At 55.5% G+C, this 25,474-nt stretch carries 26 protein-coding genes and 1 pseudogene; 15 read left to right on the top strand and 12 right to left on the bottom strand.

The features are described 5' to 3' along the window. The first annotated feature begins 71 nt into the window (after nucleotides 1–71). From J2X72_RS10675 to J2X72_RS10650, 6 genes are read left to right on the top strand one after another with little or no spacing between them, the layout of a single operon-like run. The gene (locus J2X72_RS10675) at nucleotides 72–1,067 is read left to right on the top strand and encodes a glycosyltransferase (protein WP_310071679.1); all 996 of its coding nucleotides are present in this window, start codon (nucleotides 72–74) and stop codon (nucleotides 1,065–1,067) included. Continuing rightward, nucleotides 1,036–2,361 (top strand): O-antigen ligase, encoded by a 1,326-nt coding sequence (locus J2X72_RS10670; protein WP_310071676.1) that lies wholly within the window; start codon nucleotides 1,036–1,038, stop codon nucleotides 2,359–2,361. Before J2X72_RS10675 ends, J2X72_RS10670 begins: the two co-directional genes overlap by 32 nt. Nucleotides 2,362–2,412: 51 nt before the next feature. Beyond that, nucleotides 2,413–3,225, top strand: a complete 813-nt coding sequence (gene proC, locus J2X72_RS10665; protein ID WP_310071672.1) for a pyrroline-5-carboxylate reductase — start codon at nucleotides 2,413–2,415, stop codon at nucleotides 3,223–3,225. Nucleotides 3,226–3,262: 37 nt separating this feature from the next. Then, a complete protein-coding gene (locus J2X72_RS10660; RefSeq protein ID WP_310071671.1) occupies nucleotides 3,263–4,093 on the top strand; it encodes an urease accessory protein UreD in 831 nt (276 codons plus the stop codon). 31 nt (nucleotides 4,094–4,124) lie between these two features. Continuing rightward, entirely contained in the window at nucleotides 4,125–4,427 is a 303-nt protein-coding gene (locus J2X72_RS10655; protein WP_209997957.1) for an urease subunit gamma, read from the top strand. Between the two features lie 10 nt (nucleotides 4,428–4,437). Continuing rightward, complete coding sequence (locus tag J2X72_RS10650; protein ID WP_209997958.1) at nucleotides 4,438–4,743, top strand: urease subunit beta; 306 nt, start codon at nucleotides 4,438–4,440, stop codon at nucleotides 4,741–4,743. A 92-nt stretch (nucleotides 4,744–4,835) separates the two neighbouring features. Here J2X72_RS10650 and J2X72_RS10645 read toward each other — a convergent pair whose 3' ends face one another. Continuing rightward, a complete protein-coding gene (locus tag J2X72_RS10645) occupies nucleotides 4,836–5,219 on the bottom strand; it encodes a hypothetical protein (RefSeq protein ID WP_209997959.1) in 384 nt (127 codons plus the stop codon). 178 nt (nucleotides 5,220–5,397) lie between these two features. Between J2X72_RS10645 and ureC the strand changes: the two genes are divergently transcribed. The 5 genes from ureC to ureG are packed head-to-tail and all read left to right on the top strand — an operon-like array spanning nucleotide 5,398 to nucleotide 9,405. After that, nucleotides 5,398–7,110, top strand: a complete 1,713-nt coding sequence (gene ureC, locus J2X72_RS10640) for an urease subunit alpha (protein WP_310071667.1) — start codon at nucleotides 5,398–5,400, stop codon at nucleotides 7,108–7,110. 10 nt (nucleotides 7,111–7,120) lie between these two features. After that, nucleotides 7,121–7,633 carry a DinB family protein gene (locus J2X72_RS10635; protein ID WP_310071665.1) on the top strand — a complete coding sequence of 171 codons (513 nt, stop codon included), beginning with the start codon at nucleotides 7,121–7,123 and terminating at the stop codon, nucleotides 7,631–7,633. Then, nucleotides 7,633–8,124 (top strand): urease accessory protein UreE, encoded by a 492-nt coding sequence (ureE, locus tag J2X72_RS10630; RefSeq protein WP_310072197.1) that lies wholly within the window; start codon nucleotides 7,633–7,635, stop codon nucleotides 8,122–8,124. The genes J2X72_RS10635 and ureE overlap by 1 nt, the downstream gene beginning before the upstream one ends. Next, a complete protein-coding gene (locus J2X72_RS10625; RefSeq protein ID WP_310071662.1) occupies nucleotides 8,090–8,785 on the top strand; it encodes an urease accessory protein UreF in 696 nt (231 codons plus the stop codon). The genes ureE and J2X72_RS10625 overlap by 35 nt, the downstream gene beginning before the upstream one ends. Beyond that, nucleotides 8,782–9,405 carry an urease accessory protein UreG gene (gene ureG / locus J2X72_RS10620; protein ID WP_310071658.1) on the top strand — a complete coding sequence of 208 codons (624 nt, stop codon included), beginning with the start codon at nucleotides 8,782–8,784 and terminating at the stop codon, nucleotides 9,403–9,405. The genes J2X72_RS10625 and ureG overlap by 4 nt, the downstream gene beginning before the upstream one ends. On the opposite strand, the gene J2X72_RS10615 is transcribed toward ureG, so the two are convergent. The 7 genes from J2X72_RS10615 to J2X72_RS10585 form a co-directional block, all read right to left on the bottom strand. Continuing rightward, on the bottom strand, nucleotides 9,388–10,407 hold the full coding sequence (locus J2X72_RS10615) for an LLM class flavin-dependent oxidoreductase (protein ID WP_310071656.1): 1,020 nt from the start codon (nucleotides 10,405–10,407) through the stop codon (nucleotides 9,388–9,390). The genes ureG and J2X72_RS10615 overlap by 18 nt on opposite strands. A gap of 97 nt (nucleotides 10,408–10,504) precedes the next feature. Beyond that, complete coding sequence (locus J2X72_RS10610) at nucleotides 10,505–10,708, bottom strand: hypothetical protein (RefSeq protein WP_209997966.1); 204 nt, start codon at nucleotides 10,706–10,708, stop codon at nucleotides 10,505–10,507. Nucleotides 10,709–11,050: 342 nt separating this feature from the next. After that, the gene (locus tag J2X72_RS10605; RefSeq protein ID WP_310071653.1) at nucleotides 11,051–11,407 is read right to left on the bottom strand and encodes a hypothetical protein; all 357 of its coding nucleotides are present in this window, start codon (nucleotides 11,405–11,407) and stop codon (nucleotides 11,051–11,053) included. A gap of 448 nt (nucleotides 11,408–11,855) precedes the next feature. Further along, nucleotides 11,856–12,071 carry a hypothetical protein gene (locus J2X72_RS10600; RefSeq protein WP_209997968.1) on the bottom strand — a complete coding sequence of 72 codons (216 nt, stop codon included), beginning with the start codon at nucleotides 12,069–12,071 and terminating at the stop codon, nucleotides 11,856–11,858. A 132-nt stretch (nucleotides 12,072–12,203) separates the two neighbouring features. After that, on the bottom strand, nucleotides 12,204–13,475 hold the full coding sequence (locus J2X72_RS10595; RefSeq protein WP_405044691.1) for a glycerate kinase: 1,272 nt from the start codon (nucleotides 13,473–13,475) through the stop codon (nucleotides 12,204–12,206). 5 nt (nucleotides 13,476–13,480) lie between these two features. Continuing rightward, nucleotides 13,481–13,792: a Dabb family protein gene (locus tag J2X72_RS10590; protein WP_310071647.1), complete on the bottom strand. Its 312-nt coding sequence runs from the start codon at nucleotides 13,790–13,792 to the stop codon at nucleotides 13,481–13,483. Between the two features lie 106 nt (nucleotides 13,793–13,898). After that, nucleotides 13,899–15,206 carry an amidase gene (locus J2X72_RS10585; protein WP_310071645.1) on the bottom strand — a complete coding sequence of 436 codons (1,308 nt, stop codon included), beginning with the start codon at nucleotides 15,204–15,206 and terminating at the stop codon, nucleotides 13,899–13,901. A gap of 218 nt (nucleotides 15,207–15,424) precedes the next feature. On the opposite strand from J2X72_RS10585, the gene J2X72_RS10580 reads away from it, so the two are divergent. Then, nucleotides 15,425–15,568 (top strand): DUF1127 domain-containing protein, encoded by a 144-nt coding sequence (locus J2X72_RS10580; protein WP_209997972.1) that lies wholly within the window; start codon nucleotides 15,425–15,427, stop codon nucleotides 15,566–15,568. 69 nt (nucleotides 15,569–15,637) lie between these two features. Here J2X72_RS10580 and J2X72_RS10575 read toward each other — a convergent pair. From J2X72_RS10575 to J2X72_RS10560, 4 genes and pseudogenes are all read right to left on the bottom strand, one after another. Beyond that, a pseudogene (locus tag J2X72_RS10575) lies at nucleotides 15,638–16,971 on the bottom strand (HlyD family type I secretion periplasmic adaptor subunit). 23 nt (nucleotides 16,972–16,994) lie between these two features. After that, nucleotides 16,995–19,139 carry a type I secretion system permease/ATPase gene (locus tag J2X72_RS10570; RefSeq protein WP_310071642.1) on the bottom strand — a complete coding sequence of 715 codons (2,145 nt, stop codon included), beginning with the start codon at nucleotides 19,137–19,139 and terminating at the stop codon, nucleotides 16,995–16,997. A 30-nt stretch (nucleotides 19,140–19,169) separates the two neighbouring features. Then, the gene (locus tag J2X72_RS10565; RefSeq protein WP_310071640.1) at nucleotides 19,170–21,179 is read right to left on the bottom strand and encodes a hypothetical protein; all 2,010 of its coding nucleotides are present in this window, start codon (nucleotides 21,177–21,179) and stop codon (nucleotides 19,170–19,172) included. A 106-nt stretch (nucleotides 21,180–21,285) separates the two neighbouring features. After that, a complete protein-coding gene (locus tag J2X72_RS10560; RefSeq protein WP_310071637.1) occupies nucleotides 21,286–22,200 on the bottom strand; it encodes a hypothetical protein in 915 nt (304 codons plus the stop codon). A gap of 665 nt (nucleotides 22,201–22,865) precedes the next feature. Between J2X72_RS10560 and J2X72_RS10555 the strand changes: the two genes are divergently transcribed. The 3 genes from J2X72_RS10555 to J2X72_RS10545 all read left to right on the top strand — a co-directional run bounded on the left by J2X72_RS10555 (nucleotide 22,866) and on the right by J2X72_RS10545 (nucleotide 25,106). After that, nucleotides 22,866–23,678: a response regulator transcription factor gene (locus J2X72_RS10555; protein WP_209997977.1), complete on the top strand. Its 813-nt coding sequence runs from the start codon at nucleotides 22,866–22,868 to the stop codon at nucleotides 23,676–23,678. Between the two features lie 6 nt (nucleotides 23,679–23,684). Then, on the top strand, nucleotides 23,685–24,167 hold the full coding sequence (locus tag J2X72_RS10550; RefSeq protein WP_209997978.1) for a hypothetical protein: 483 nt from the start codon (nucleotides 23,685–23,687) through the stop codon (nucleotides 24,165–24,167). A gap of 678 nt (nucleotides 24,168–24,845) precedes the next feature. Next, nucleotides 24,846–25,106, top strand: a complete 261-nt coding sequence (locus J2X72_RS10545) for a hypothetical protein (RefSeq protein ID WP_310071636.1) — start codon at nucleotides 24,846–24,848, stop codon at nucleotides 25,104–25,106. Nucleotides 25,107–25,474 lie beyond the last annotated feature (368 nt).

Raw genomic sequence — 25,474 nt, 5'->3', positions numbered from 1 at the left:
AGAATGTAATGAAATGTTGAATAACCGACTCCTATAAGTTGTAACCATGGAAACGGATAAATACTCCGGCGATGAATCTCGATCTCCCAGAAAATATCGGCGTCGTGGCACAGTCACCCGGCCTCAAGCCGGAAACGATTGACATCGTCGTGACGCTGCCGACGTTCAAACGTCCGGAACACCTGTTGAAAACCTTGGCGTCACTCCAAGGCCAAGTGACCGCACGGCGCTTTGCCATCGTCGTCATGGAGAACGAGACTGAAAGACGTGAGGGAGCAGAAGCTGCAAAACCGCTGTTCGAGAGTGGCGAACTTGCGGGCCTGCTGATCATCGCGCATGATCGCGGCAATTGTAATGCCTACAATGCAGGATGGCTGACGGCGCTGAAGGCCTTCCCAAACTTCACTTCACTGCTCGTTATCGACGATGATGAGATCGCCGATCCGAATTGGCTGGAAAACATGTGCAAGACGCGCGAGGCCTATGGTGTCGACTTCGTCGGCGGGCCGCAACTTCCGGTCTTCGCCAAGCCGGAGCATACGAAATGGTCGACGCACCCGGTTTTCAGCCCCCACCATACCCGCACTGGTCGCGTGCCGATCATCTACTCATCCGGGAATCTGCTGGTCGGGCGCAATGTGCTTGAGGCCATGCCGTTTCCGTTTCTCGATCTCGCTTTCAACTTCATGGGCGGCGGGGATTCGGATTTCATCAGCCGCGGTGTGGTCAAAGGTTTCACCATTGCCTGGTGCGCGGAAGCGCCCGTTTACGAAACCATCCCGGCAAGGCGCGTTGAGGCGGACTGGATCCGCGCACGGGCACTGCGCAATGGCGTGATCTCCACCTTGATCGAAAAGCGCAAGCGCGGCAGCGATCCGCTTGGCGGAGCAAAAACCGTCCTGAAAAGTCTCGCACTTCTCGCCGTGTCGCCGCTGCGGGCGGTCATCAAGGTGGCACAGACAGGCTCCCTGTCCATCGGCACTTATCAGATCTATGTTGGCCTTGGCCGCGTTCTGGCGGAATTCGGATATTCCAATGAGCAGTATCGACAACCTGATAAGAACTGAGGCGGTATCCGCGGTCCCGATGCGACTGGTCGCCGGTCTTGTTGCGGCGATCATCCTTTGCGTGCTGCTCATCTCGTTCCGCCCCTTCCAACCGGCGAGCACGGCCATCGCGGGGAGTGGCGGGGATCTCGTCAATCAGCTTGGTTTCGGTGCCTTGGGCGGCGTCTCCGTGCTTGCCATGATCGTGCTTGCCAACCCGCGCACGCTCGTCGCCCTCATCAGCCCGATGTGGATCGTCATGTTCGGCTTTCTCTTCCTGTCGACATTTGTGGCCATCGATCCTGGAGCCGCTCAACGCGCTGTGCTCTTCACTGTGATCGCCGCGCTTTGCATGATTGCGGTGCTGGCGCTTCCACGCGATGCCGATGGATTTTCGCTGGCGCTGGTGATCGCGGCCGTTGCGGTGCTGACACTCTCCTACGCCGGTCTGGTTCTCGTTCCGGACCTCGCGAAGCACACCGCGAATGAGATCGAAGCCGAACATGCGGGACTTTGGCGCGGAATCTTCGCGCATAAGAATATCGCCGGACCGGTCATGGCGGCGTTCTCTTTCGGTGGTATCTACCTGATCCGTCGCGGCTGGCGCGGGATTGGCATTGTCCTGCTGGTGCTCGCGCTCTGGTTCGTTGCGCATACCGGTTCGAAGACTGCGACGGCGCTGGTGCCACTCGTGATTTTCCTCGTCATGTTCCCCGGAATGTTCGGGTTTCGTATGGTGACTGCCGTGCTGATCGCCGCAGCTTTGATCGGATTCTTCTTCTTCACCATAGGAACACTCTTCTTCCCGGCTACACACGATCTCCTCGTTCAACTCGGTGCAGACACGACGTTTACCGGCCGCACATCCATCTGGCAGTTCGGGCTGGAAAAGCTCGCCGCAACACCATGGCGCGGCTATGGATTTGAAAGTTTCTGGGAAGCGCCGGTCGTCAGGCAAGCGGAAAATCCGAGCTACTACCTCGACTGGGACGTTCGCGGCATTGTGCATGCGCATAACGGTTATCTCGATATTGCGATTGCCATGGGCTATCCCGCCATGATCTGCGCCCTCATCGTCTTGGTCGTGCTGCCGCTGTTTGACTATGCGCGCTGCCTGAAAAAGCGGGAGAATGTGTTCATGGCCGACTTTTTCATGATGTGCCTGACATTTTCGCTGATGAACGCTTTTCTTGAGAGCTTCTTCTTCCGGCGTGCAGATCCCGTATGGCTGCTCGTGGTCATGGCCTGTTTTGGTCTGCGCATGACCGCCCGCGTTCCCATCCCGACGCGCATAAATTCTCACAGGACCAGTTGACCGGGCGCACCCGGCCGGATCAAAGTGCCGCGACATCAGCGGGAGAATGAAATGGACAATGTGGTTCTGGTCGGTTGCGGCAATATGGGCTTTGCCATGCTCAAGGGCTGGCTGGACGCTGGAATATTGCAGCCAGATCAGGTCACCGTGGTCGAGCCGACGGATGCGCTGCGCGAACGGGCGGCAACGCTCGGTGTTCATGCTCATGCCAATGCAAGCCGGCTCGAAGACGATCTGGCGCCGCGCATTATTCTCATTGCGGTCAAGCCGCAGGTGATGCGCGACGTGCTGCCCGCCTATGAGCGTTTCGCCGCCGGGTCGACTTTCGTCAGTGTCGCCGCCGGAGTCAAGGTTGCGTTGTTCGAAGAATTCTTAGGTGAAAAGACCGCGATTGTCCGCACCATCCCGAATACGCCTGCAGCGATTGGCAAAGGCATGATCGTCACGTTCCGCAATTCGAACGTAAGCGACGCGGATGCCGCATTTGTCGATACCCTGTTGAAGACCAGCGGAAAAGTTGCAGCCGTAGACGATGAAAAACTGATCGACGTGGCAACCGCGGTTTCGGGCTCCGGACCTGCCTATGTGTTCCATTTCATCGAATGCTTGACCGAAGCGGCCGTTGTGGCTGGCCTTGAACGAAAGACCGCCGAACTGCTGGCGATGCAGACCGTCTACGGCGCTGGTGTCCTTGCCGCCTCGAGCGAAGACACGCCGACGACGCTGCGCGAACAGGTGACGAGCCCGAAGGGCACCACTGCCGCCGCGCTCGACGTGCTGATGGGGCATGACAAACTCAAGCGGCTGATGATCCGGGCCGTTTTCAAGGCACATCAGCGCGCCATAGAGCTTGGCACCTATTGAGCTTTCGCGCGCTGGGTCATTGCGATAGCGTGCCGAAATGAGCGTTCATCCATCTGTTCCAGCCATCGAAGCGAAACCCCAACGTGCCTTTGGCTCGGCGCACCTCGCTGTCAAACCCGTTAGCGGCCGTACGCGCATCGACACCCTTTATCAGGAAGGCTGCGCCAAGCTCCTTTTGCCCGAGATTGATGACCGGTCGCTTGAGGCGGTCATGGTCAACACATCGGGCGGCCTGACTGGGGGCGACGAGATGCGCTGGAGGTTCGACGTCGCGGACAATTGCCAGGCACAGGTCACCACACAGGCATGCGAGCGCATCTACAAGGCATCCGCCAATATCGCTGACGTGGCGAGCATCTTGAAGGTTGGGGAGCGGGCCTCGCTCGCATGGTTGCCGCAGGAGACGATTTTGTTCGAGAGCTCGGCAATGAAGCGAACTCTTACCGTCGATCTTGCGGAGACGAGCCGCGCCCTGATCCTGGAGCCGGTCGTATTTGGCCGCAAGGCAATGGGTGAGGACGTGCGGACCTGTTTGTTCCGGGATCGCTGGCGAATCCGCCGCGAAGGCAAACTGATCCACGCGGAAGATTTCACGATCGGACCGGACGCGGCATCGATGCTCGCCCGTCCCGCCCTGTTTGGGGGGATGCGCACCATGGCTACTGTCCTGCTGCTCGATGCCGACGCGGAACGTCATCTTGAGCCGAGCCGCAAAATAGTTGGAACAAAAGGCGGTGTTTCCTTCTGGTCTGGCAAGCTTCTTGCGAGGCTCGTCGATGGTGACGCCTATTCATTGAGGAAGCGGCTGGTGCCATTGATAGAACTGCTTAACGAAAAGGCAGGCGTGCCTAAAGTCTGGTCAATCTAGACGCAAAACTGAGTATGGCTAAAGGAAAAGCATGAACCTGACACCACGCGAGAAGGACAAACTTCTCATTTCCCTGGCGGCCATGGTCGCCCGCCGCCGACTCGAACGCGGCATCAAGCTCAACCATCCGGAAGCCATTGCATTAATTAGCGATTTCGTCGTCGAGGGCGCCCGCGATGGCCGATCAGTGGCCGATCTGATGCAGGCAGGAGCACATGTCGTCACCCGAGAGCAGGTGATGGAAGGTATTCCAGAGATGATCCACGACATACAGGTCGAGGCGACATTTCCGGACGGGACAAAGCTCGTCACCGTGCACGAACCGATAAGGTAGGGAACCGCAGATGATCCCCGGTGCAATCATAACGGCTGAAGGCGAAATCGAGCTGAATGCCGGTTCCAGCAACATCATTCTGAAGGTGGCAAATACGGGCGACCGTCCAGTGCAGGTCGGGTCGCACTATCATTTCTTCGAAGTCAACGCGGCACTGGTATTCGATCGCGATCAAGCGCGCGGCATGCGGCTCGATATTGCTGCTGGAACGGCAGTCCGGTTCGAGCCAGGGCAGGAGCGCGATATTGTGCTCGTGCCGCTTGGCGGGAACCGGACCGTCTACGGGTTTCAGCAGAAGATCATGGGAAAGCTGTGACCGCTCCGCTTGACCTCATCTCCACGACAACAAGCGACCGGAGAAACACCGATCGCTGGGCATATTGCAGATATGGGTCAGGTAGGTGCCTGTCAGCTTGGCTTTTTGGTCACGAGGGTCAGCAGGCCTTTGGAATCGAGACTGGCGATCACCACCGCTGCGGATGTCAGCCCCTTTTCCTTCAGGGCAGCGGAGACTTGCGGCGACTTGTCGATCGAGGTGCGCAATTTCTGCATATCGGCGTCGCTGCGCTTGGCAAGGGCGTCGTTGACCTGAGTCTTGGTCGCATCCGGAAGTTCATTGATATCCACAATATTGATCGTGGTTATGGCCGTAGCACCAGGCTTTGCTTGAGTTTCGCTCTTTGGAGCGGGCTGCTCGGCGCTCGGAGTCTGCGGCGCCGCGGACTGCGCATAGGCAGCCGAAGTCGCAAGCGGGAATGCCGCACAGAGCGCGAGGGCTATCATCTTTCGCATCGTTTTTCCTTTCACGAGATTGGCGAACGATCATCTACTGATGACGCGCGCACTTCACATGCGGAATTCGATCTCAAGCGGTCGCTGATCGGGTTTTTCCAAGGCAATATCGCGGCAGAAATGTGGCAGCAGTCGCCCGTTGTCGTTCATTCAGTTATCCATAAAAAAGGGAAGTTCCATGCCCGCTAAAATCACCCGCACGGCCTATGCCCGCATGTTCGGGCCAACGACCGGAGACAGGGTACGGCTTGCCGACACCGAACTCTTCATCGAAGTGGAGAAGGATTTCACTATCTATGGCGAGGAGGTGAAATTCGGCGGCGGCAAAGTCATACGCGATGGCATGGGCCAGAGCCAGATCGCCCGTGCAGACGGTGCCGTCGACACGGTGATTACCAATGCACTGATCGTTGACCACAGTGGTATTTATAAAGCCGATGTCGGTCTGAAGGATGGGCTGATCGCGCGAATCGGCAAAGCCGGCAACCCCGATACGCAACCCGGCGTGACGATCATCATTGGTTCTGGCACGGAAATCATCGCGGGCGAAGGCAAAATCCTCACCGCCGGCGGTATGGATGCCCATATCCATTTCATCTGCCCGCAGCAAATTGAGGAAGCGCTGATGTCAGGCGTTACGACGATGTTTGGTGGCGGCACTGGACCGGCCCACGGGACACTAGCGACCACCTGTACGCCGGGGCCCTGGCACTTGGGCCGGATGATTCAGTCTTTCGACGCCATACCCATGAACATCGGCCTTTCAGGCAAGGGCAATACATCGCTGCCGAAAGCGCTGGAGGAGATGATCCTTGGCGGGGCGTGCTCGCTGAAACTGCATGAGGATTGGGGTACGACACCTGCGACGATCGACAACTGCCTCTCCGTTGCCGACCAGTACGATGTGCAAGTAATGATACACACCGACACGCTGAACGAGAGCGGCTTTGTCGAGGACACGGTCGCCGCCTTCAAGGGTCGCACAGTTCACGCTTTTCATACGGAAGGTGCTGGCGGTGGACACGCCCCCGACATCATCAAGATTTGCGGGCTTCCTAACGTCATTCCATCTTCAACCAACCCGACGCGGCCCTATACGAAAAACACCATCGCCGAACATCTCGACATGCTGATGGTGTGTCATCATCTCTCATCATCGATCCCGGAAGATGTGGCCTTTGCCGAAAGTCGGATCCGTAAGGAGACGATTGCCGCGGAAGACATCCTGCATGATATCGGCGCATTCTCGATCATTTCCTCTGACAGCCAGGCCATGGGCCGGGTGGGCGAAGTGCTGATACGCACGTGGCAGACCGCTGATAAAATGAAGCGCCAAAGGGGGAGCCTAGCGCAGGAAACTGGCGATAACGACAATGTTCGCGTCAAGCGCTACATCGCGAAATACACGATCAACCCGGCGATTGCACAGGGTGTTTCCCGGCACGTGGGTTCGATTGAAGTCGGAAAGCGTGCCGATCTCGTTTTGTGGAACCCCGCTTTCTTTGGCGTAAAACCGGATATGGTTCTGCTTGGAGGCTCGATTGTTGCGGCGCCCATGGGCGATCCCAATGCCTCTATCCCGACGCCCCAGCCGGTCCATTATCGTTACATGTTCGGCGGCTATGGCAAGAATGTCAGCAACTCGTCAGTCGTCTTTGCCAGCAAAGCTTCGGTGGAGGCAGGCCTGCGCCAGTCGCTCGGTATCGACAAACAGCTGGTCGCCGTCGAAAACACACGGAGTGGTATTTCCAAAGCGTCGATGATCCACAATGATGCCACGCCGCATGTGGAGGTGGATCCGGAGACCTATGAGGTTCGGGCGGACGGGGAGTTGTTGACGTGCGAGCCGGCAACGGTGCTGCCGATGGCACAGCGCTACTTTCTCTACTGATGAGGGCAAAATGAAAGATCAATTCAACCGCCTCGCCTACTATAACAAATGGGCCAACGGGCGGATTTACGCGGCAGCCGGCGCCCTCGACCACGAAGATTATTTTGCCGACAGACGTGCGTTCTTCAAATCGGTGCATGGGACACTCAACCATATCCTGGCCATCGACAAATTATGGTTCGGTCGCTTCACGGGGGACCTTTATGCGATCCCTTCAATGGACGTGATCCTGCACGATAATTTCAATGACTTGCACACGGCGCGCATCGCCCTGGACGATCACATTATCAATGTGGTCAGCGATATGGACGAGGCATCGATCAGTGGCATCCTTCACTGGATCACCACCGAGGGCCAGCCATATACCTCGACATTGGATCGTGCGTTGACGCAAATCTTCAACCACCAGACGCATCATCGCGGTCAGGTTCATACGCTGCTTTCGCAACTGACCGGTGACGCGCCGCCGGTCGATTTCTTCCTGTGCATGAACGACGATTTTCATGAGAAGGGCAAAGCGTGATGAAGCGCGTCACCAGCCATAGCCACGCCGGGCATTATCATGGCACGCCGTTCGATCGCATTGTCCTGGCGCATGACGAGCGGCATTTGCGGCGCAAGGTGCTGACACTAGAGCAGGGCGAACAAATCCTTGTCGATTTGCCCGAGGCAATCCCTTTCGAGCATGGCGATGTGCTTATTCTCGAGGATGGGCGGATGGCGGAGATCATTGCGGCAGATGAACCGCTTTACGAGGTCACGCCGCGGGATCGCCGGCATCTGTCGGAACTTGCCTGGCATCTCGGCAATCGTCATCTGCCGGCGCAACTGGAAGAAAGTCGCATCGTCATTCTCCGCGATCACGTGATCAAGGCGATGCTGCTGGGTCTTGGGGCGAAAGTTACCGAGATCATTGCGCCCTTCCATCCATTGCACGGCGCATATCATAGCGGGCATGGGCATTCGCACGCGCACGATCATGACCATCAACACCCCGATCACACCCATGGCTGACCTTGCCGCAAACACCGCGCTTGTGCGCCTGATGACATGGCTTTCCCCGACCTTTCCTGTCGGGGCGTTTTCCTACAGTCATGGCATCGAGCGGGCCGTGCATGGTGGTTTGATCCACGACAAGCCATCGTTGCAGGACTGGCTTGTTGACCTCATGAACCACGGTTCGGTCTGGAACGATGCGGTTTTATTTGCCGCGAGTTGGGCGGACGCGGATATGGGTGGCAACTGCCTCGAAGAAACAGAGCTCGGGGAGGCGATGGCCGGCTCGAAAGAGCGCCACATGGAAGCCATGCTGCAAGGCAACGCTTTCCTGCAGGCTATTGGACACTGGAGCACCGCAGAATCCGGCGTGGCAAAAGAAATGCCCTATCCCGTCGCCGTCGCCATGGTTGCAGCCCGGCATAAGGTTGCATGTGAACCAGCACTTGCCGCCTATCTTCACGCCGTCGTTTCCAACCTCATTCAAGGCGCCGTCCGGTTGGTACCGCTCGGACAAAGCCATGGCGTCTCGTTGATGGCGGCAGTGGAAACGCAAATCCTGGCCGTCGCTGAGCGCGCCGCACGTTCCAGCCTCGATGATCTTGGCTCGGCTGCCATCATGTCCGACATCATGGCCATGCAACATGAAACACAATATTCGAGGGTATTTCGCTCATGATTTCGCAAAACGGGCCGCTCCGTATCGGGATTGGCGGACCGGTTGGTTCCGGCAAGACCACCGTCACCGAAATGCTGTGCAAAGCGCTGCGCCACCGCTATTCCATCGCTGTGGTCACTAACGATATCTACACCAAAGAAGACGCGCTGATCCTCAACCGGCTGCAAGCGCTGCCCGAAGACCGGATCATGGGTGTCGAGACGGGCGGTTGTCCGCACACGGCCATCCGGGAAGACGCGACGATCAACCTGCAGGCCATCGCCGAGGTGAACAAGCGTCATCCCGACCTCGACATCGTCTTTATCGAGTCCGGCGGGGACAATCTTGCCGCGACTTTCTCACCAGATCTCGCCGACCTGACGATCTATGTCATTTCGGTTTGCCAGGGCGAAAAAATACCGCGCAAAGGCGGGCCGGGCATTACGCGCTCGGATCTGCTGATCATCAACAAAAAGGATCTCGCGCCCCATGTCGGCGCTGACCTCGATGTCATGGACGCGGATACAAGGGTTCAACGTGGAGCGAAACCCTACGTGTTCACCGACATGCTGCGCAGGAACGGTCTCGACGACGTCATCGCATTTATCGAGGCGGCGGGCGGATTACGCCAGGCGGCTTAGTGGTGCAGCTTCGGGCCGCTTGATCATGGTTTCAGCGAGAATCTCGTAAGAGCGGATTCTGGCTGGATGATCGAAAATCTGGCCTGTCACCATGATCTCGTCCGCTCCCGTGCGCATGATGAAATCCTGTACGCCGGCCTTGACGGTTTCCGGCGACCCGACGACCGAGCAGGATAGTGCCTGTCGCAAAATCGCCTTCGCGTGGAGGTCGAGTGTTTCGTCATACCCTCGTACTGGCGGCGGCAATGGCCCGGGATTGCCGGTACGCAGATTGACGAAGGCCTGTTGCTGCGAGGTCTGCAAAAGCTTTGCCTCGTCGTCGGTTTCTGCAGCGAAAACATTGAGGCCCAGCATCACATAAGGCTTGTCGAGATATTCGGACGGTTCGAAGCGGGCGCGATAGATCTCGATCGCCCGCTCCATGTCAGCCGGTGCAAAATGCGATGCGAAGGCATAAGGCAGGCCGAGTGCGGCCGCGAGTTGCGCGCCGAAGAGGCTGGAACCCAATATCCACACAGGCACTTTCGTGCCCGCGCCCGGAACGGCTATGACGCGTTGGCCGGGCTCGGGATCGCGGAAATATCCCATCAACTCAACTACATCCTGCGGGAAGCCGTTTATGTCCTGATCGAGATTGCGGCGCAACGCCTGTGCTGTAATCTGATCCGTGCCCGGTGCACGGCCAACGCCGAGATCGATACGGCCCGGATGCAAGGAAGCCAGCGTGCCGAAGGCTTCTGCCACCATCAACGGTGAATGGTTCGGCAGCATGATACCACCCGCGCCAAGCCGGATTTTTGACGTACCAGCCGCGACATGCGCGATCACAACGGCTGTCGCCGCACTGGCAATACCGCGCATGCTGTGATGCTCGGCTAGCCAGAGACGGTTGTAACCAAGGCGCTCGGCGTTTTGCGCCAGATCCAGCGAATTACGCAGGGACTGTGCGGCATCGCTGCCAGCCACAATCGGTGAAAGGTCAAGGACAGATAGCGGGGTCATTGCCTTCATATAGGCGATCGGCGAAAGCGCACAATAACAAGGCGCGATTTCATGATTCACAAAAATTGAAGCTTGATTGAATGAGAAGCGAAGAGATTCAGAGGTGGCGGGAGCGGGACGATTCCAGGCGCAGTTCCATGCCAACCACGGCGCGGGTCTCCTGGGACAACTGCTCGTCGGATTCACGGATTGCAGTTTCGATGAAATAGGCAATCATCTCGAAACCTGCATCGTCCGCTAAGGTGCACAATTTTGAGAGTTCTGTTTTTAATACTTCGAGTGTTTGTGCTCTCTTATTCATGCTGTTCTCTCCATATCCCGTGAACCGCAATAGTGAGTTGTATCCCACTAAAATCTTCTCGCATTAGTGCAAGGACAAAAGCCATGCGACCAATGTGCTTATCAACAAATTCTCCGATACTTTCGAAGGAATTTATGGCGATGGTTAATTGTATTTGTTGATTCCACCAAGACTGCGCCAACGACATTAGTCTCAAAATATGTGAATTGAAAAGCCCTTCAATTACTACAAATATTCGTGAACAAATTGGGCTAATCCATAAATTTATTCTAAAATTTTACCGATTAATTCCCAAGTTAATGAATGCATTGCGCTATTTGTTCGACCACAGAACAATATTGCCTAGAAACCAGAAAGTTGCACTTTTGCTTTGCCGCAAATTTCTTTCGATCCGGATTCTTCTGCCTTATCGATGTGGCCAGAAGCGAGATCAGAAACAATTTCAACCGCTATATCTTCCGGCAGCCCAGTTTCCCGCATCCCCGCTTTCATCGCCGCTTCACTGGCTTCGTCGGTTCCGCAAATATAGGCTCTGGCTTCAAGCCAAGCAGCCCGTTCGAACTGTCTGTTGCTGACCTCGCTAATATCCTCGGACACTTCTGTCTGATTTTTGATATTGAACGCATTGGCCGGCGAAAAAACAACCGACGCAAAGAGCGTCGCCGCGAGAATGGGTATCGATGATCTGTAGAAGCGCATCTTCCTGCCCCTTCCAACCACATCTGGAGGCCGGCGTTCATCGCCATATAAGCCTCGTTCATGGATTATTAACGGATGGGGACTGGTTCCGTTCCTGATAGATACTCAATTGGCCGTGATCGGAGCGTGACGCTGCGACAATGAGATTGCTGCATTGCACAAAATGCATTGCTGCCATGCAATATTGTCTGTATTAAATCAGGACAGTTGAGTTATTCTCAAATCAGGAATTTTCGACAGCGTCACCTCCTCCCGGCCCTGTCGAAACGGATGGCCTCTTCTCCTCCCAGAAGGCCTTCCATAACCAACGAAACCCACCGCACCTCCTCCCGCGGTGGGTTTTGTTGTTTTAAGTCCCGTTCATCTCCAGCAATTAACCTGCCATATAAATGCAAGACGCCGCCCCGACGCCTATAGGCGGAGACGGCGTTGCATAGCAAAAATGGGGTTACTGCGCGGCAGGCTTTGCTGCAGCCGCGGCGGCAGACTCACTCAGGCTGGGCTCCTTGGAGGGAGTTGCGCGCTGTGTCAGGGATTTGGGTGGCGGGACAAAATGCGTATCCTTGGCAGGTGAAGGCCCCGCGGGAGTGGTCGTCTTTGGTGTGGTTGTACAACCCGTGACGATCATGAGAGACAGAGCGATCAGGGACAGTGCTATCCGCATTCGACTTTCCTTTGGATGTTGCGCCGGGCGATGGCGCGGATCGTTGTGTTGCATGCTGGACCAGCTCACGCTGGCATGAATCGGCCACTGTTGACCATCCAAAGATGGCGATTAAGCGTCAATCCGTGACATTCAGCGAATGAGAATGGCCCGCAGATCGTTGACATTGGTGCCGGTGGGACCGGGGACGTATAAATCGCCGATCGCATCAAATGCTGTCCAGGCATCGTTTTTGTTGAGCAAGGACGATGCGTCGTGCCCTTTGGCAAATAACCGCGCAATGCTGGTGCTATCGGCAAATGCGCCGGCATTGTCTTCGGAACCGTCGATTCCATCGGTGTCGGCAGCAAAGGCCGTGATCCCCCCTGCTCCATCAATATCGATCGCGAGCGACAGAAGAAACTCGCTGTTGCGGCCGCCCCTACCCTTGCCTCGGACTGTCACAGTCGTTTCTCCGCCGGAGAGCATGACGACAGGCTTCCTGAATGGTTGATCCTTGGCAAGGACTTGTTTCGCCATTGCCGCATGGACGTGCGCGACTTCACGTGCTTCGCCCTCGATTGCATCGGAAAGTACGACCGCCTCGACGCCTAAACTGCGCGCAGCCTTCGCTGCAGCCTCAAGCGATACGCCGGCGGAGGCAATCACATGATACTCGTGGCCGGCAAAAACCGCGTCGAAGGGCTTGGGCGCATCGGCGTTTGCTGAGTGCAGGTGCGCGAGCGCTGCTGCCGGCAGGTCAAGGCTGTAGCGCTCGACGATCTTCAAGGCATCCTCCCGCGTCGTTTCATCGGTCACGGTGGGGCCGGAAGCCACGAAGGCCGGATTGTCGCCGGGAATGTCCGAGACGATCAGCGAATAGACACGAGCAGGATGAGCCGCAGCGGCCAGACGCCCGCCCTTTATGTTCGACAGGTGCTTGCGTACGGCATTCATCGCAGCAATTGGCGCGCCCGATGCAAGGAGCATCTTGTTGACGGCGATTTCATCCTCAAGCGTCATGCCTTGCGGTGGGGACGGCAACAGTGCAGAACCGCCACCGGAGATCAACGCGACGACAAGATCGTCTTCAGTCAGCCCCGACACTATTTCAAGCAGGCGCTCGGAAGCCACCAGTCCTGCGGCGTCCGGCACCGGATGCGACGCTTCGATGATCTCGATATGTTTGCAAGGAGCACCGAATCCATATCGCGTGACGACCAGACCTTCGAGCGGAGTATCTCCATGTTTCGCGGCCCACGCTTTCTCGAAAGCGCTGGCCATTTGCGCCGAACCCTTGCCTGCACCAATGATAATGGTCCGCCCTTTTGGCTTCGGCGGGAGATGGGCCGTAATGGTCCGCTCCGGATCCGCCGCTTCGACTGCAGCCTGAAACAGCTTGGTGAAGAAATCCTTGTCCTGCATCGGTCTCAAACTTCCATATCAAAAACGAAAACACCGTCGGTGCCTCCCACGGTCGAAGCAACGATCCGCCGGGCGATTTCCTGGTGTTCCGGATGAACAAGATAGGCGTCACGCGCTTCCGCATGGGCAAAATCGAGAATAAAACCTTCAGAAAATCCCTTGTCCATACCCTCCTCAGGACTGACGGTCGCCCCTGACGTGATCGTCAGCGCGCCCGGCAGCCTTGCGCACAAGGTTTGGAGATCGCGGTAAATGGATTGGCGGTCCAACGGCGATACGTCGTCTCGAAAACGCAGAAACACACAATGACGGATCATAGAAGTAACTTTCCTTGAAAGGCGTGGCGCATCCTGACGAGATTCCCGGAAATTGCGAGTGCTATTTCGAGTCGTTTCATAATTATCATTTCAAATGAGCCGGCGACTATATGGCTGTGGATAGAAGCTGTTCCACGGACAGCGCCATGGCCAGCAGCCGCCTGTCCGCACCATGCTGAGCGACAAGCATCAGTCCGCCCGGCAAAGTCAGGCCCGGCATCGGCAGACTGATCGCCGTCAGATCGAACTGATTGGCGATCTGTGTATTGCGCAGGAGCATCGTCTCAACCTGCTTGTAAACGGCATCGTCCTTTACCGAGACGATCGTTGGCGCGGCAATGGGTGTCGTCGGCAGCGCTAACAGGTCAAAGGCGGAAATTCGTTGATCCATCTGCCGCACCAGTGCCTGCCGCTTCTGCATCAGCTGGATATAGCCGGATTCGGAAACACCAAGACGGCGCAAGAGTGGACGCTGGACACGCTGGTCAACGTCGAGCGTCTCATCATGCAGCCACTCGGCATGAATCCGGCTTGCCTCAATGCCAGCGATAGAACCGATCGACGTCGCCTGAGCCAACGCATCGATCAGATCATCAACCGAACAATCGGCGATGATCGCTCCTGCTTTTGCGCAAAGCTGCAGGCATTGTTCGAAAGCATCGGCAATCGGCTTATTCATCTCCGTAAGCAGTTGCCCTCGCGGCACACCTATCCGCAATCCATTTAGGGAAATCGCCTCAGGGGCCCGGATCGTCTCGCCAGCCATAACAGCATCGGCGATCGCGCAATCGCTAACGGACCGTGCCAATGGCCCGATGGAATCAAGACTTGGCGATAACGGGAAGGCACCTTGCAGCGGCACACGCTTGGCTGTTGGTTTAAATCCGACGACTCCATTTAGCGCCGCTGGAATACGAACCGAGCCTCCTGTATCCGAACCGATTGAGATTTCGCTGGTGTTTTCCACCACCGATATGCCTGCGCCAGTGGACGATCCACCTGCGACGCGATCCGGATCGACAGCGTTCGGCGCCGTCGGATAATGGGGGTTAAGGCCGACAGCAGTAAAGGCGAATTCGGTCATGATCGTCTTGCCGATGATCACCGCCCCGGCGGCGCGCAATCTTTCAACAATGAGAGCGTCGGCTATTGCCGGATTGGCGGTACGCCGGATAACCGACCCGGCCAGGGTCGGCTCGCCGGCGACGTCGAAAAGATCCTTGATCGACACAACCCGCCCGTCGAGCGGTCCGAGAACCTTGCCCTCGCGCCAGCGTCGATCTGCGGCATCAGCCTCGCGGCGCGCAGCCTCCGGGTAGAGCTTGACGAAGACGCGCTCATCTTTGTCGCGTGCCGTCAGACGCGCCAGTCTTTCCTCAAGCCTGTCTCGAGCGGTCGTTACCGACTGTGACAATGGTTTATCCTGAACATAGAAGGATCGTGCTGGTCCTTGTATACCCACAAGTATCCGTCAATGAAAAGCCCGCATCGACAGTTGACGGCGTGCAGTCAGATCAGCTTTTGTACCGCTATGCACCATAAGCAATGCTGCTCTGCAACATTCGCAGTTTTAAATCGATACAAATCGAAGCATAGTCGCTTTCAGGGAGGGCAATAAAAGGGGTAAGACCAATGAGCCTTCGCAAGCGTATTCACAAATATCGCCAGTACCGGCAGAATCTTCACGAACTGCGTTCGTGCACTGATCGCAACCTTGCTGATCTCGGCATCGCACGCACCGACATTCGCCGTATTGCCTGGATGGCCTGCATCTAAGCAGACATTCGTGCCGTTGTATTGACAGCGCCCGCAGCCCATAGCTGCCGGCGCTGTTTTCATTGGAACTCAGTATTCGCGGAACGCCCGCGACATGCTGTCGATAACCGGCTTGGCCAGGTATTCGAAGAATGTGCGCTCGTGCGTTTGAATAAGAATATCCGCGGGCATGCCCGGAGTCGGGGTAAAGCCACGAATGCGGGCGAGTTCGTGGCGGGAATGCTGATGCGCGCAAGATAGATGTCCTGCTTCTGCGCGCTCGTCGTATCGGCCATGGAATCGGCCGACACATAGTCGACACGCCCATTGATGATCGGGGTCGTACGCTGGTTTAGCCCGCTCAATCGCACATGCGCTTCCTGCCCTTCTTTTACCTCGTCGATCTGCATGCGAGGAATCTGCGCTTCGATGATCAGCGGGACACCTGTGGGCAGAATCTCGACGATCGGCTTGCCGGTTTCGATAACGCCGCCGGGCGTGTGGTAATACAATCGGATGACGGTGCCGGATACGGGCGCCTTGACCACCGTGCGATCCAAAACACTTGCGGCCTGCCGTGTCTGTTCGCGTATTGTGTCGAGCTCGGCTTCTGCGCTTTGAATTTCATCGAGCGCCGCCTGTTTCTCCGTATCCTTTGTCTGGATCATTTCCTTTTGAAATTTCTCGATCTGTGCGTTGACTTCCATGATCTCGGCATCAAGCCGCGCCATGGTGCCTATTCCATCAGCGACGGCACGCTCAAGCACGCTCACCTCCGAGCGAGCCATCAGACCCTTTTTGAACAGCGAGTATTTCGCCTTGTACTCATTCTTCAACAGCTCGACCTGAGTCTTGGTGGCATCGATCTGGGCGTTACGCCCGATTCTGCGAAACTCGAGCGCCGAAATATTTCGCTCCATCATTTCCAGTTCGTTGGCGTATTTTGCATGGGCGGCATCAAAATTGTCGTCCTGACTGTCATTGACCGCGCGGATCTCCGGATTGGACAGGTTATCCAGAATTATCTGTGGCGGTTGATACCGGGCCTCGCCACGCACGACGGCATGGAGACGGGCCAGTATGGCCTCGAGGCGAGCCTGTCGCAGGAACAGCTGCTGCGAGTTTGCACGGGCCGCTGTTTCATCGAGATGGAGGAGCTCGTCTCCCTCCCTCACGTGATCGCCCTCCCGTACCAGGAGGTCCTTGATAATTCCACCTTCCAGATGCTGCACAACCTTGTTCTTGCCGGTCGCGACGAAACTGCCGGGCGCGATGACAGCCGCGGCGAGCGGCGCGGTAGCCGCCCATGTTCCAAATCCGCCAAAGCAGACCAGGATCAGAATTGTTCCGAATTTGCTGTATGGCTTGATCGATCTTGGAACATCGTCATACCAGTTAAGATCGTTCAATACGGTAGCGGCCATACTCAAGCCCCCTTATTATATTGTTATTCGGCTGCCTGGATATTTTGAACCGGCGCCTGTTGTTTGTTCTTGCGTGAAAGAGCTTCCATAACCGTGGCCCGCGTGCCGAACATGGTGACAGTCCCATTGTTCAAAACCATGATTTTGTCGACACAGCTGAGGAGTGCTGGACGCTGCGTGATCGTGACGACGGTAATGTTGTGTTTCTTGGCGTGGTACAGCGCCTTGGTGAGAGCCGCGTCGCCTTGTGAATCGAGGTTGGAGTTCGGCTCGTCCAGAACGACAAGCGTCGGATTGCCAAAAAAAGCCCGTGCAAGGGCAATGCGCTGTTTCTGCCCGCCGGATAATGGAGCGCCGTCGGCAGCGACCATGGTTTCATAGCCCTGCGGAAAGCTGGCAATGAGTTCGTGAACATCAGCGAGAACAGCGGCGTCAAAGATCGACTGATCGGTCACGTCTTCGCGCATACGAGCGATGTTGGCCTTGATGGTGCCGGGAAACAGTTGCACGTCCTGGGGGAGATAGCCGATGTTTTCACCGAACTGGCGCTGATCCCAATTGCGAAGGTCCATCAGGTCAAGGCGGACACTTCCCGATGTAGGCAAAATAGAACCGACCAGCATTTTGCCGAGCGTGGTCTTACCAGCACCCGAATTTCCAATGACAGCCATGGATTCGCCAGGCATCAGGGTAAAGGAAATACCGTTGAGGATGACCTTCTTATTTGGAGGCGGGACGTAAAGGATGCGCTCGACGTCGAGACGCCCCTGAGGGTCGGGCAATCGCAGCCGCTCGAAGTTCAACGGAGAGTTTTGCAGAAGGTTGCGGATGCGGCCAAAGGCCGAACGGAACTGAATGAAGCTGTTCCAGCCTTCGATTGCGCCTTCAATCGGCGCCAATGCACGGCCTGCGATAATCGAGGCTGCCACGACCATGCCGCCGGTCATCTGGCCGTCGATGGCAAGATGCGCGCCCCACCCGAGCATTGTCACCTGCGTTAGCAGGCGCGAGCATTTAGACAGGGTGGCAAACATGATATTCCGATCCTGCGCCTTGACTTGGGAGCGCAAGGATCCCGCCATGTCGCGTCCCCATATACGTACAGCTTCCGGGATCATGGCGAGCGCATTGATGATCTGCGAATTGCGCGACATAGAATCAAGATGAAGCATTGCGCGGCTTTGATAACTGGTCGCCTCGGCGAAGGAGGCAGCGGTTGCGCGCTGGTTAATGAAGGCAATGCCGACGAGGAGCAGCGACGAAACAACGACGATATAACCAAGGTGCGGGTGAACAAGGAAGACCGCCAGGACGAACAGCGGGGCAATCGGCGCGTCGAAGAAAGATAGCAGCGTGCCCGAAGTGAGGAACGCACGGAGTTGCTGAAGATCGCCCAGCACCTGATAATCCTTGCCGTTGCCATGGAGGGATGCACGCGCTGCAGCACTCAGGATCGGTGCTCCAAGTTGGACGGCAACTTCGACAGCTGTGCGCATCAGGATAAAGCGGCGGATTGCATCGAGAATCACCTGAACGACGACAGCGCCCACGATCACCAGTGTCAGCATGACGAGCGTATCTGTGGATCGGCTGGTGAGCACGCGGTCAGATATCTGGAAGAGATAAATTGGAATGGCCAGGACAAGTATGTTGAGAAAAAGTGTGAACCCCATGGCGATCATGAGGTTCCGGCGCACCGCATTGACGCCATTCTTGAAACTATCGCTGAAACTGACCGCAGTGACACGCTGATGAAAGCCACCACCACCGCCATTATCATTAACGGCTACGCCGGTTCCCGAACCGCCGGATATGGGCTCCCGCGCCTTAACGGGACCCCTGTCCCCCTCGATGATCTTGCCGACTTGAGCGCTCCCGGGAGGGGCAGATAGCGGTCCCTCTTGGCGCACTTCCGCGACGGGCTCTGTGACAGGTTCAATGATCTCCACGGGAGGAGTGCCCGCTTGCGCGGTATGCCGTGAATTGATTTCGGCGGGTTCGACAACCGCGGGCGCACTCTCGACCTCTCGCCGGAACAGCGAAGAGATTGTGCTTTCCATCTCCGCAAGCAGTTCGTCGAATTGAGCCCGTTCTTGCTCCCGCCCAACCAAATCTTGACGTGAGCGTTGAGAGATGACCCGCAAGTCCGCCTGTTCATCATATTTCATAATACGCTCGCTCCCTGAGCATTCTTCTTATTATGCGAGAACCGTTTGCATGACATCGACTGAATGGGACGTGTCCGGAACGTGAAGAGCCGAACCGTGACCGTCGGTGGTGGGCGCATCTGCGTCATTATCAAGGAATGCCACAACCTCATTGGCCAAGGGCTGACCTTGGCCTGGAGCGGGTGCTGGATGCGAATCGACGAGCTCGGCCTGGATGAGGATCGCGTCCGAATAAACACCGCCGCCGACATAGGAACTGCCGCCGTGAAAATCGTTGTCAACAATCGTCGCGGCGTTAATCAAGGCATTTGAGCCGGTGCTGATGTCCCATACGGTATCCGATGAACCGGTCACCGCTTCTTCGTAATGTGCAACATAATCGGCATCGCCGAGGACATTCACCTGCTGGACGTAATTGAGATCGTAGACATTGCCCGAGATATAGAGGACACGCAGACCTTCGATTCCCTCCAAGATCTGATCACCGTGAAATCCATCCGGCATGTTGTAGTGGCCATTGGCAAGGCCGTTCATGGCTTCCAGATAATGCGACGGAAGACCGGTAACCCAGTTGGTGGTATCGCCACTTTCGATGCTGGCGGAGTTCCACAACAGGTTATCGCTCGACGATAAAGCCCCATTGTATTCGCCAGCGCCGCCGCCCGTGGTGAATTTGTCATTGTCGTAGAGAATGTTCGTCTGGAAAATGAAGTTACCATCGTAAAGATGGCCGCCGATCATAACCAGGTCGTAAGACTTGCAAAGATCAGCAAACGATACCGAATTCACCTGCATATTCCCGCCGGTGACGATGGACGTGTACACACCGCTGGAGGTCAGCACATGCGTGTCATTGTCCGACATGAAATTGTACTGGGAGATCCAGTTCATCTGGATCAGATCGCCAGCGACGACAGTGATCTGCCAGTTTTGTGGAAACACCGGTGCTTCACCGGATGCGTTGGCTGGTTGCGCACTATCTAGATGATGGGCGAAACTCGCGATGTTCATCGCATTTGTCGATGGCGGGGAAAGGGATTGCATCCCCGCGAAACCATTTTCGAACGTATCTGCATCACTGTAGGCATTCGTCTGAACGATCGCATCGATGTGATAGTAATTGCCCGCAACAGCAAAATGTGCACCAACCGAATTCACGCTGTTCAGAACGACCTCATTCACCATGAGGTTGCCGCCGGCATGAACGGTCACTGACCCGACGATATCCTCGCTGTTGGTTACCGTAGGCTCGGTGGTGGTGATGGTCCCGGGAGAATTGACGGCTTCACCGGGCTTCAACAGGGTCGGAATGTAGTCGTCGAAAACGGGAGCCGTGGTGGTCTCAACGCCGCCGTTGACGTAGAGGCCATCCAGCGTGGGTGCGGCAATGACAGTGACGCCTGGGGTCGGGGCCAGTGGACCATCCGCTGCTGCATGAATGTTCGCGGTTTCATTGGCGAAGAATTGCGCCATGTCGCCCACACCCGGCACATGACCGGTTGTAAACGCCTCGGAGATCGAGAACGCATTCGCGGTGAGGTGCGCGAATGCCGCATCATCGGCAAAATCAAGATTGACGGGCACTTTGGTGCCCATGATGACGACGTCGTTGTCCTGCAGATGGCTTGTCTGTTTGACGACGATAGAAGTTTCCGATGGACCTTCGCCAAAATAAGGGCCGGGCTCGCTGGCCATGTTGAAACCAGATCCGGAAGAATGCAAATGCATATGATGATGCGGCAGCCTGACGGCGTGCGGATCAACTTCGATCGGATCAACACTCACCCATGGCATCATGACTTCGCCAGCAGGCGACCAGGGCGTTGGCGTATAGTGCAGGCTTGGCTGGTACGGCGCCGGATCGAAATGTTGATCCGGTGACGTCTCAACGGTCAAGATGCCATTGAGATGCGGACCGCCCTCTGGTGCCGCCTTGAATTCTCGATATTCGATACGCGCTCGCGCTGCTTCGATCGAAGTGTGGAAATAGCCCACGAAGTGTGCGATGGATTCTGAAATCTGATCGCCAAACCCCAGCATCTTGATAGTTCCCCCCGCAAATCATCTGCTTTGCTCCGACATGCTGGTCTGCGCAAGTTTTGCGCAGACCATCGTCAAAGCTGGCAGTTTCGTCTTGTTGTTATTTTTATACGGAGTCGCTGTCGCCGACGGAGGTGTGTGTGTAGTCGCCATTGATGACGGTTGCATCGAAGGCGTTCTGCTGCAGATTGGCACCGAGAACGATTTCCTGCGTAAAGGCACTGGATGCGAGTTCTGCACCTGCACCTGCGGAGCTTGCCCCAGACAGATCGTCGCCAGCACCAAAATCGCCGGAACCATGGCCACCGAAGAAGCTGCTTTCAAGTCCGCCCCAGCCGCCGTCATCCATACCGATGCCGTCGCCGGCATGTGCGATGCCGCCAGTTGCGCCTGCATTGACACTGCCGGAATTGGCTTGGCTTACACCGGAGAGAGAATCATTGTCGACGAGATCGACAACCTGGTTCAACGCAAAGCCGGTGTTTGTGCCCGCACCGTTAAATGCATTGTTGAAGACGCTGTCGAAGTGAACGTCGTTGCCCGGATCGAAATTGATGCTGCCCGAATCTGTCAGGAACAGGTTGTCGAAGGTATTACCTGTAAGGTCGAGATCGGCAAAATCGATATCGGTGGGCAGAAAGCCGTCAAGACCGACATCGACCGATACATGCACATCCGTAGTCGACGTGTTGGAGTTGGCATTGGCGTTAGCATTGGAATTGTGATTGTCGCTCTCGTTAAGGTTACCGTTGGCATTGAGATTGCCGTTAAGGTTACCATTGAGATTGCCGTTACCATTGCCGTTCAGATTAAGATTGTCTGAACTCGAATGCTGGTCCTGGCTCTGGCCTTGGCCCTGTCCCTGACCTTGTGCTTCCAACTGTCCCTGTCCCTGGGCCTGCAACTGGAGGGCCAGTGCTGCAGCTGCTGCGGATGCAGCGGCATCTGAATCGGCCGATGCCGATGGATCGCCATTGTTACCTGGGTGCCAGTTGTATTGATTGTTTTTGTTTCCACTCATGATTATTTCTCCGATTTTTGATCGGAGCGAGCAAAACCTCTATGCATTTCAAACGAGGTTATGATGCCTGCTCCATGTGCCTTCAGATTCGAGCAAACAAAAGCCGTCGATTCAGGATTTTGCGATAGGCAAAATACTTCATATCGAGATGCGGTACTTATGTTTACTGGTTGATACTTGGACAACCCCGAACTGCTACAATAAAATCCAAGCCAGCGGACGTTATGCTGTGAAGGCTCCAATCGAAAGCTACCAATTTTGCTTAGACCCCGTGATCGCACCCAGCTGGGCGAATCGTCCTTTTGGCCGGCGCCTCGTTATCAGTGTTTACGGGCGCTTTTTCTGAGCACGGTGCCCAAAATAGGGGCGCGGGAGCGGCAACTACAAGTTCGGTATAAGCAATATTGGGGAGGCTAAGGCCCGGACTACCGCTGTCTTCGCACATGAAATCGGTTTCAAGACTTCGAATCGGTCCGAAATTCATCCCATGCTTATGTCACGACCGCGTCACGCGGCATTTATTAATCCTCTATTAATCAACACGGGTAGCGGGGGCTTACTGTCAGGTTGAGGCAACTGAATAAAAGAACTTATTGGACTAAGCGAAAACGCAAATAAATCCTGAAGAGAAATACTCTTCTCATCAAAGGGCGTAGGGAACTATTATGAGTGGAACAACACCTGACCATATTCATTATGCATCGAAGATTGAGGGCGACTCAAAATTCAAAAGTGGCATATTCATCTATGCCGAATCGGGAGTGGTATTTCAGGGCCTGGTTCAATCCCTGGAAAGAACATTTCCCGATATCGATGTTCACCTTTCCAGCAAATTCGTTGAATACGAAAAGTTTGATGAAGATGTTGGTCTCGTGCTTATTCACAGCGGCTTTGTCGCCGACGTAGCCGAGTGCATCGCACGTTTCAAAAAGCGCTTTCCCAGCGCCTCGATCACAATGATGATCGATGAAAACAGCGCCGGTTTACAAGAGTTGAACAGCCTGTTCGACAACCGACAGGTCCAGGGACTTCTCCCTTTCAGTCTCAAACTCGATATCTGGCTGGCAGTGATCTGGTTGCTGCTGAATGGCGGTGAATATTATCCTTCGGCAATCATACGTTCAATCGAGAAGAACGCGGCCGGCGGTCATGCGAATGCTTTCGGCAACCAGGGAAAAAATAGTTCGGGTGTCGTCAAGCAGATCAAGACGCTGACACTCCGCGAAACTCAGATCCTGGAACTTCTGTCGGAAGGTCTGCAGAACAAGATCATTGCGGATCGGCTCTCGCTCTCCGAACACACCGTCAAGGTTCATGTGCACAATCTTATTCGCAAGCTGCGGGTTCACAATCGCACCCAGGCTGCAGCGGTGTACCGGAACAGCATGGACCAGGAGGCGTACCAGCCCCCTTTTAAAGCGTACGGTACGGGGATGGGTCGCGTGGACGGCTCGCTTGAGATGGCCCGGGCCGTATAAGTCAAAATGTCCCGCATTGATGACGTATTGATGCTGGTGGGCAAACTTAACTATACGTGGACGAACACCGAAAGCCTGTTCATCTACCTGATTGCCCACCTGCTTAACACCAACAAGGAAGCTGCAACCGTCATCTTCCTGACCTTGAACACGACCAGGGCTCGTATCGATCTGCTGGAGCGTCTGGCGAAGATTCGCTCGACAAGTCCGGAAACCAAGAGTGCCGTACTAACGATAACCAGCAGAATGACGCGCGAGCAGCGTCTGCGCAACAAATACAACCATTGTATTTACTCTTTTGACGAGACAGGCAGCATTGCATCGACCCAACTGATGCGAATCGTCGACATGGACGACAATCTTAAGTACGGAAAAGTCGAAGCCCTGGACGATGCCGAAATGAAGCGAATTCAAGCGACGATTGACTCTGTCATCGACGTGAACAAATCGATCTGGGCATTCATAAAGCTCAAAAATATCCAGGTCTGACGCGCCAGGCGCACGAGCGCCACAAGTAATATCGTGAAATTAATCGGTCACTTCAAACGCGGAGGGTTCTGTTTCTGGAGCTATAATAATTATTACTATGGTTTCGCTAGTACTGTTAATCAATTTTAATTATTGACGAAAAGTCAATATACTATAACTTATTTGTCAAAAGCGAATCAAAAAAACTACGAAACAAAGAAGAGTTGTAAATACAGATATAGTATTTTTGTCAGAATATCTGCATTTGTACTGAAATGTAACTATAGGTACTTCTTAGTGGGACAAGGGGAGCGCAGGTTATATGGCATATAACCACGATCTTTGTAGTAATGCCTTGAGTTTTGCAAAACTTGCGAGGCAAATAGAGAAATGAAATGGGGTCGTTGGGGGGCCCGAGTTATGCCGTATAGAAAAAAACCGCTGAACGAACAGCGGAGAAAAAACACAATGGGAACGGGCCGCCTTCTCCATGAGATGGCGTCCTTTATCCCTGCGACTGCCGGGCTCACCGTCCAGTTCCCGGCATCGGCCAGAACTCTCCTGGCCACGCGTGGCAAAGAGTTTCTCCGTTGCGCATCCGGATCCAAGGCAGAAGGCAGTTGCCGAGCATAGCGCCGGCCCTGCCCTGGGCCAACGAACAGGAAAAGCAATCTCACGCAACATTTGCCAAGGGTATTCATGCGAAATCGCCTGCAGACATTCTGCCCCTCAAAGACAGTGCATTCACGCATCGTGAATGCACTGTGGATAGAGTTTGGCGGAACCCCATGGAACATGCCGCCAGATTGGGAGCCCGAGCGTGCGTGGGCGCGACAGCTGGACCTGACGCTGATTCCCAATCTCGGTCCGATGTCCGTCGCAATTCTCGATCAGTGGCTTGCCGCCGACGAGGATGCCGAAAGCGACGATGACACCGAACGGCCCGGCGGTGCAGAGTAGAACTTTTCCTGGAAAATTTTGAGCAGGTACCAAAGAAAAACGCGCCCTGGAGGGGCGCGCAATGCGTGGCTTTCACCTGTCGTTTTCTGAACTTTATTTGGTAACTAATCCCCCAACTTAACCAGTGCTACGCCGAAATTCTGAGTTTACCGTTCATATAATATTTAGAATTCCGGCGTAGGTCCCCCACTGACTGCCCGCTTGCTCCCACACACGCTTGAATGCTTTTTTGTTTGTTTTCATGCGCTAAACTTGCGACCACGTGATGAGATTATGTTTCATACCGTTACGCAAGCGTGACTCACATGCCTTTTTTGCGTGTTTTTTCAAGAAGTCCGGTAATTAATTGGGGTTAGGCGCAATCAGGA

The organism is Phyllobacterium sp. 1468, assembly GCF_031455525.1.
In the GTDB taxonomy this organism is placed as follows: Bacteria; Pseudomonadota; Alphaproteobacteria; order Rhizobiales; family Rhizobiaceae; genus Phyllobacterium.
This window is presented reverse-complemented; position numbering and strand designations above follow the sequence as displayed.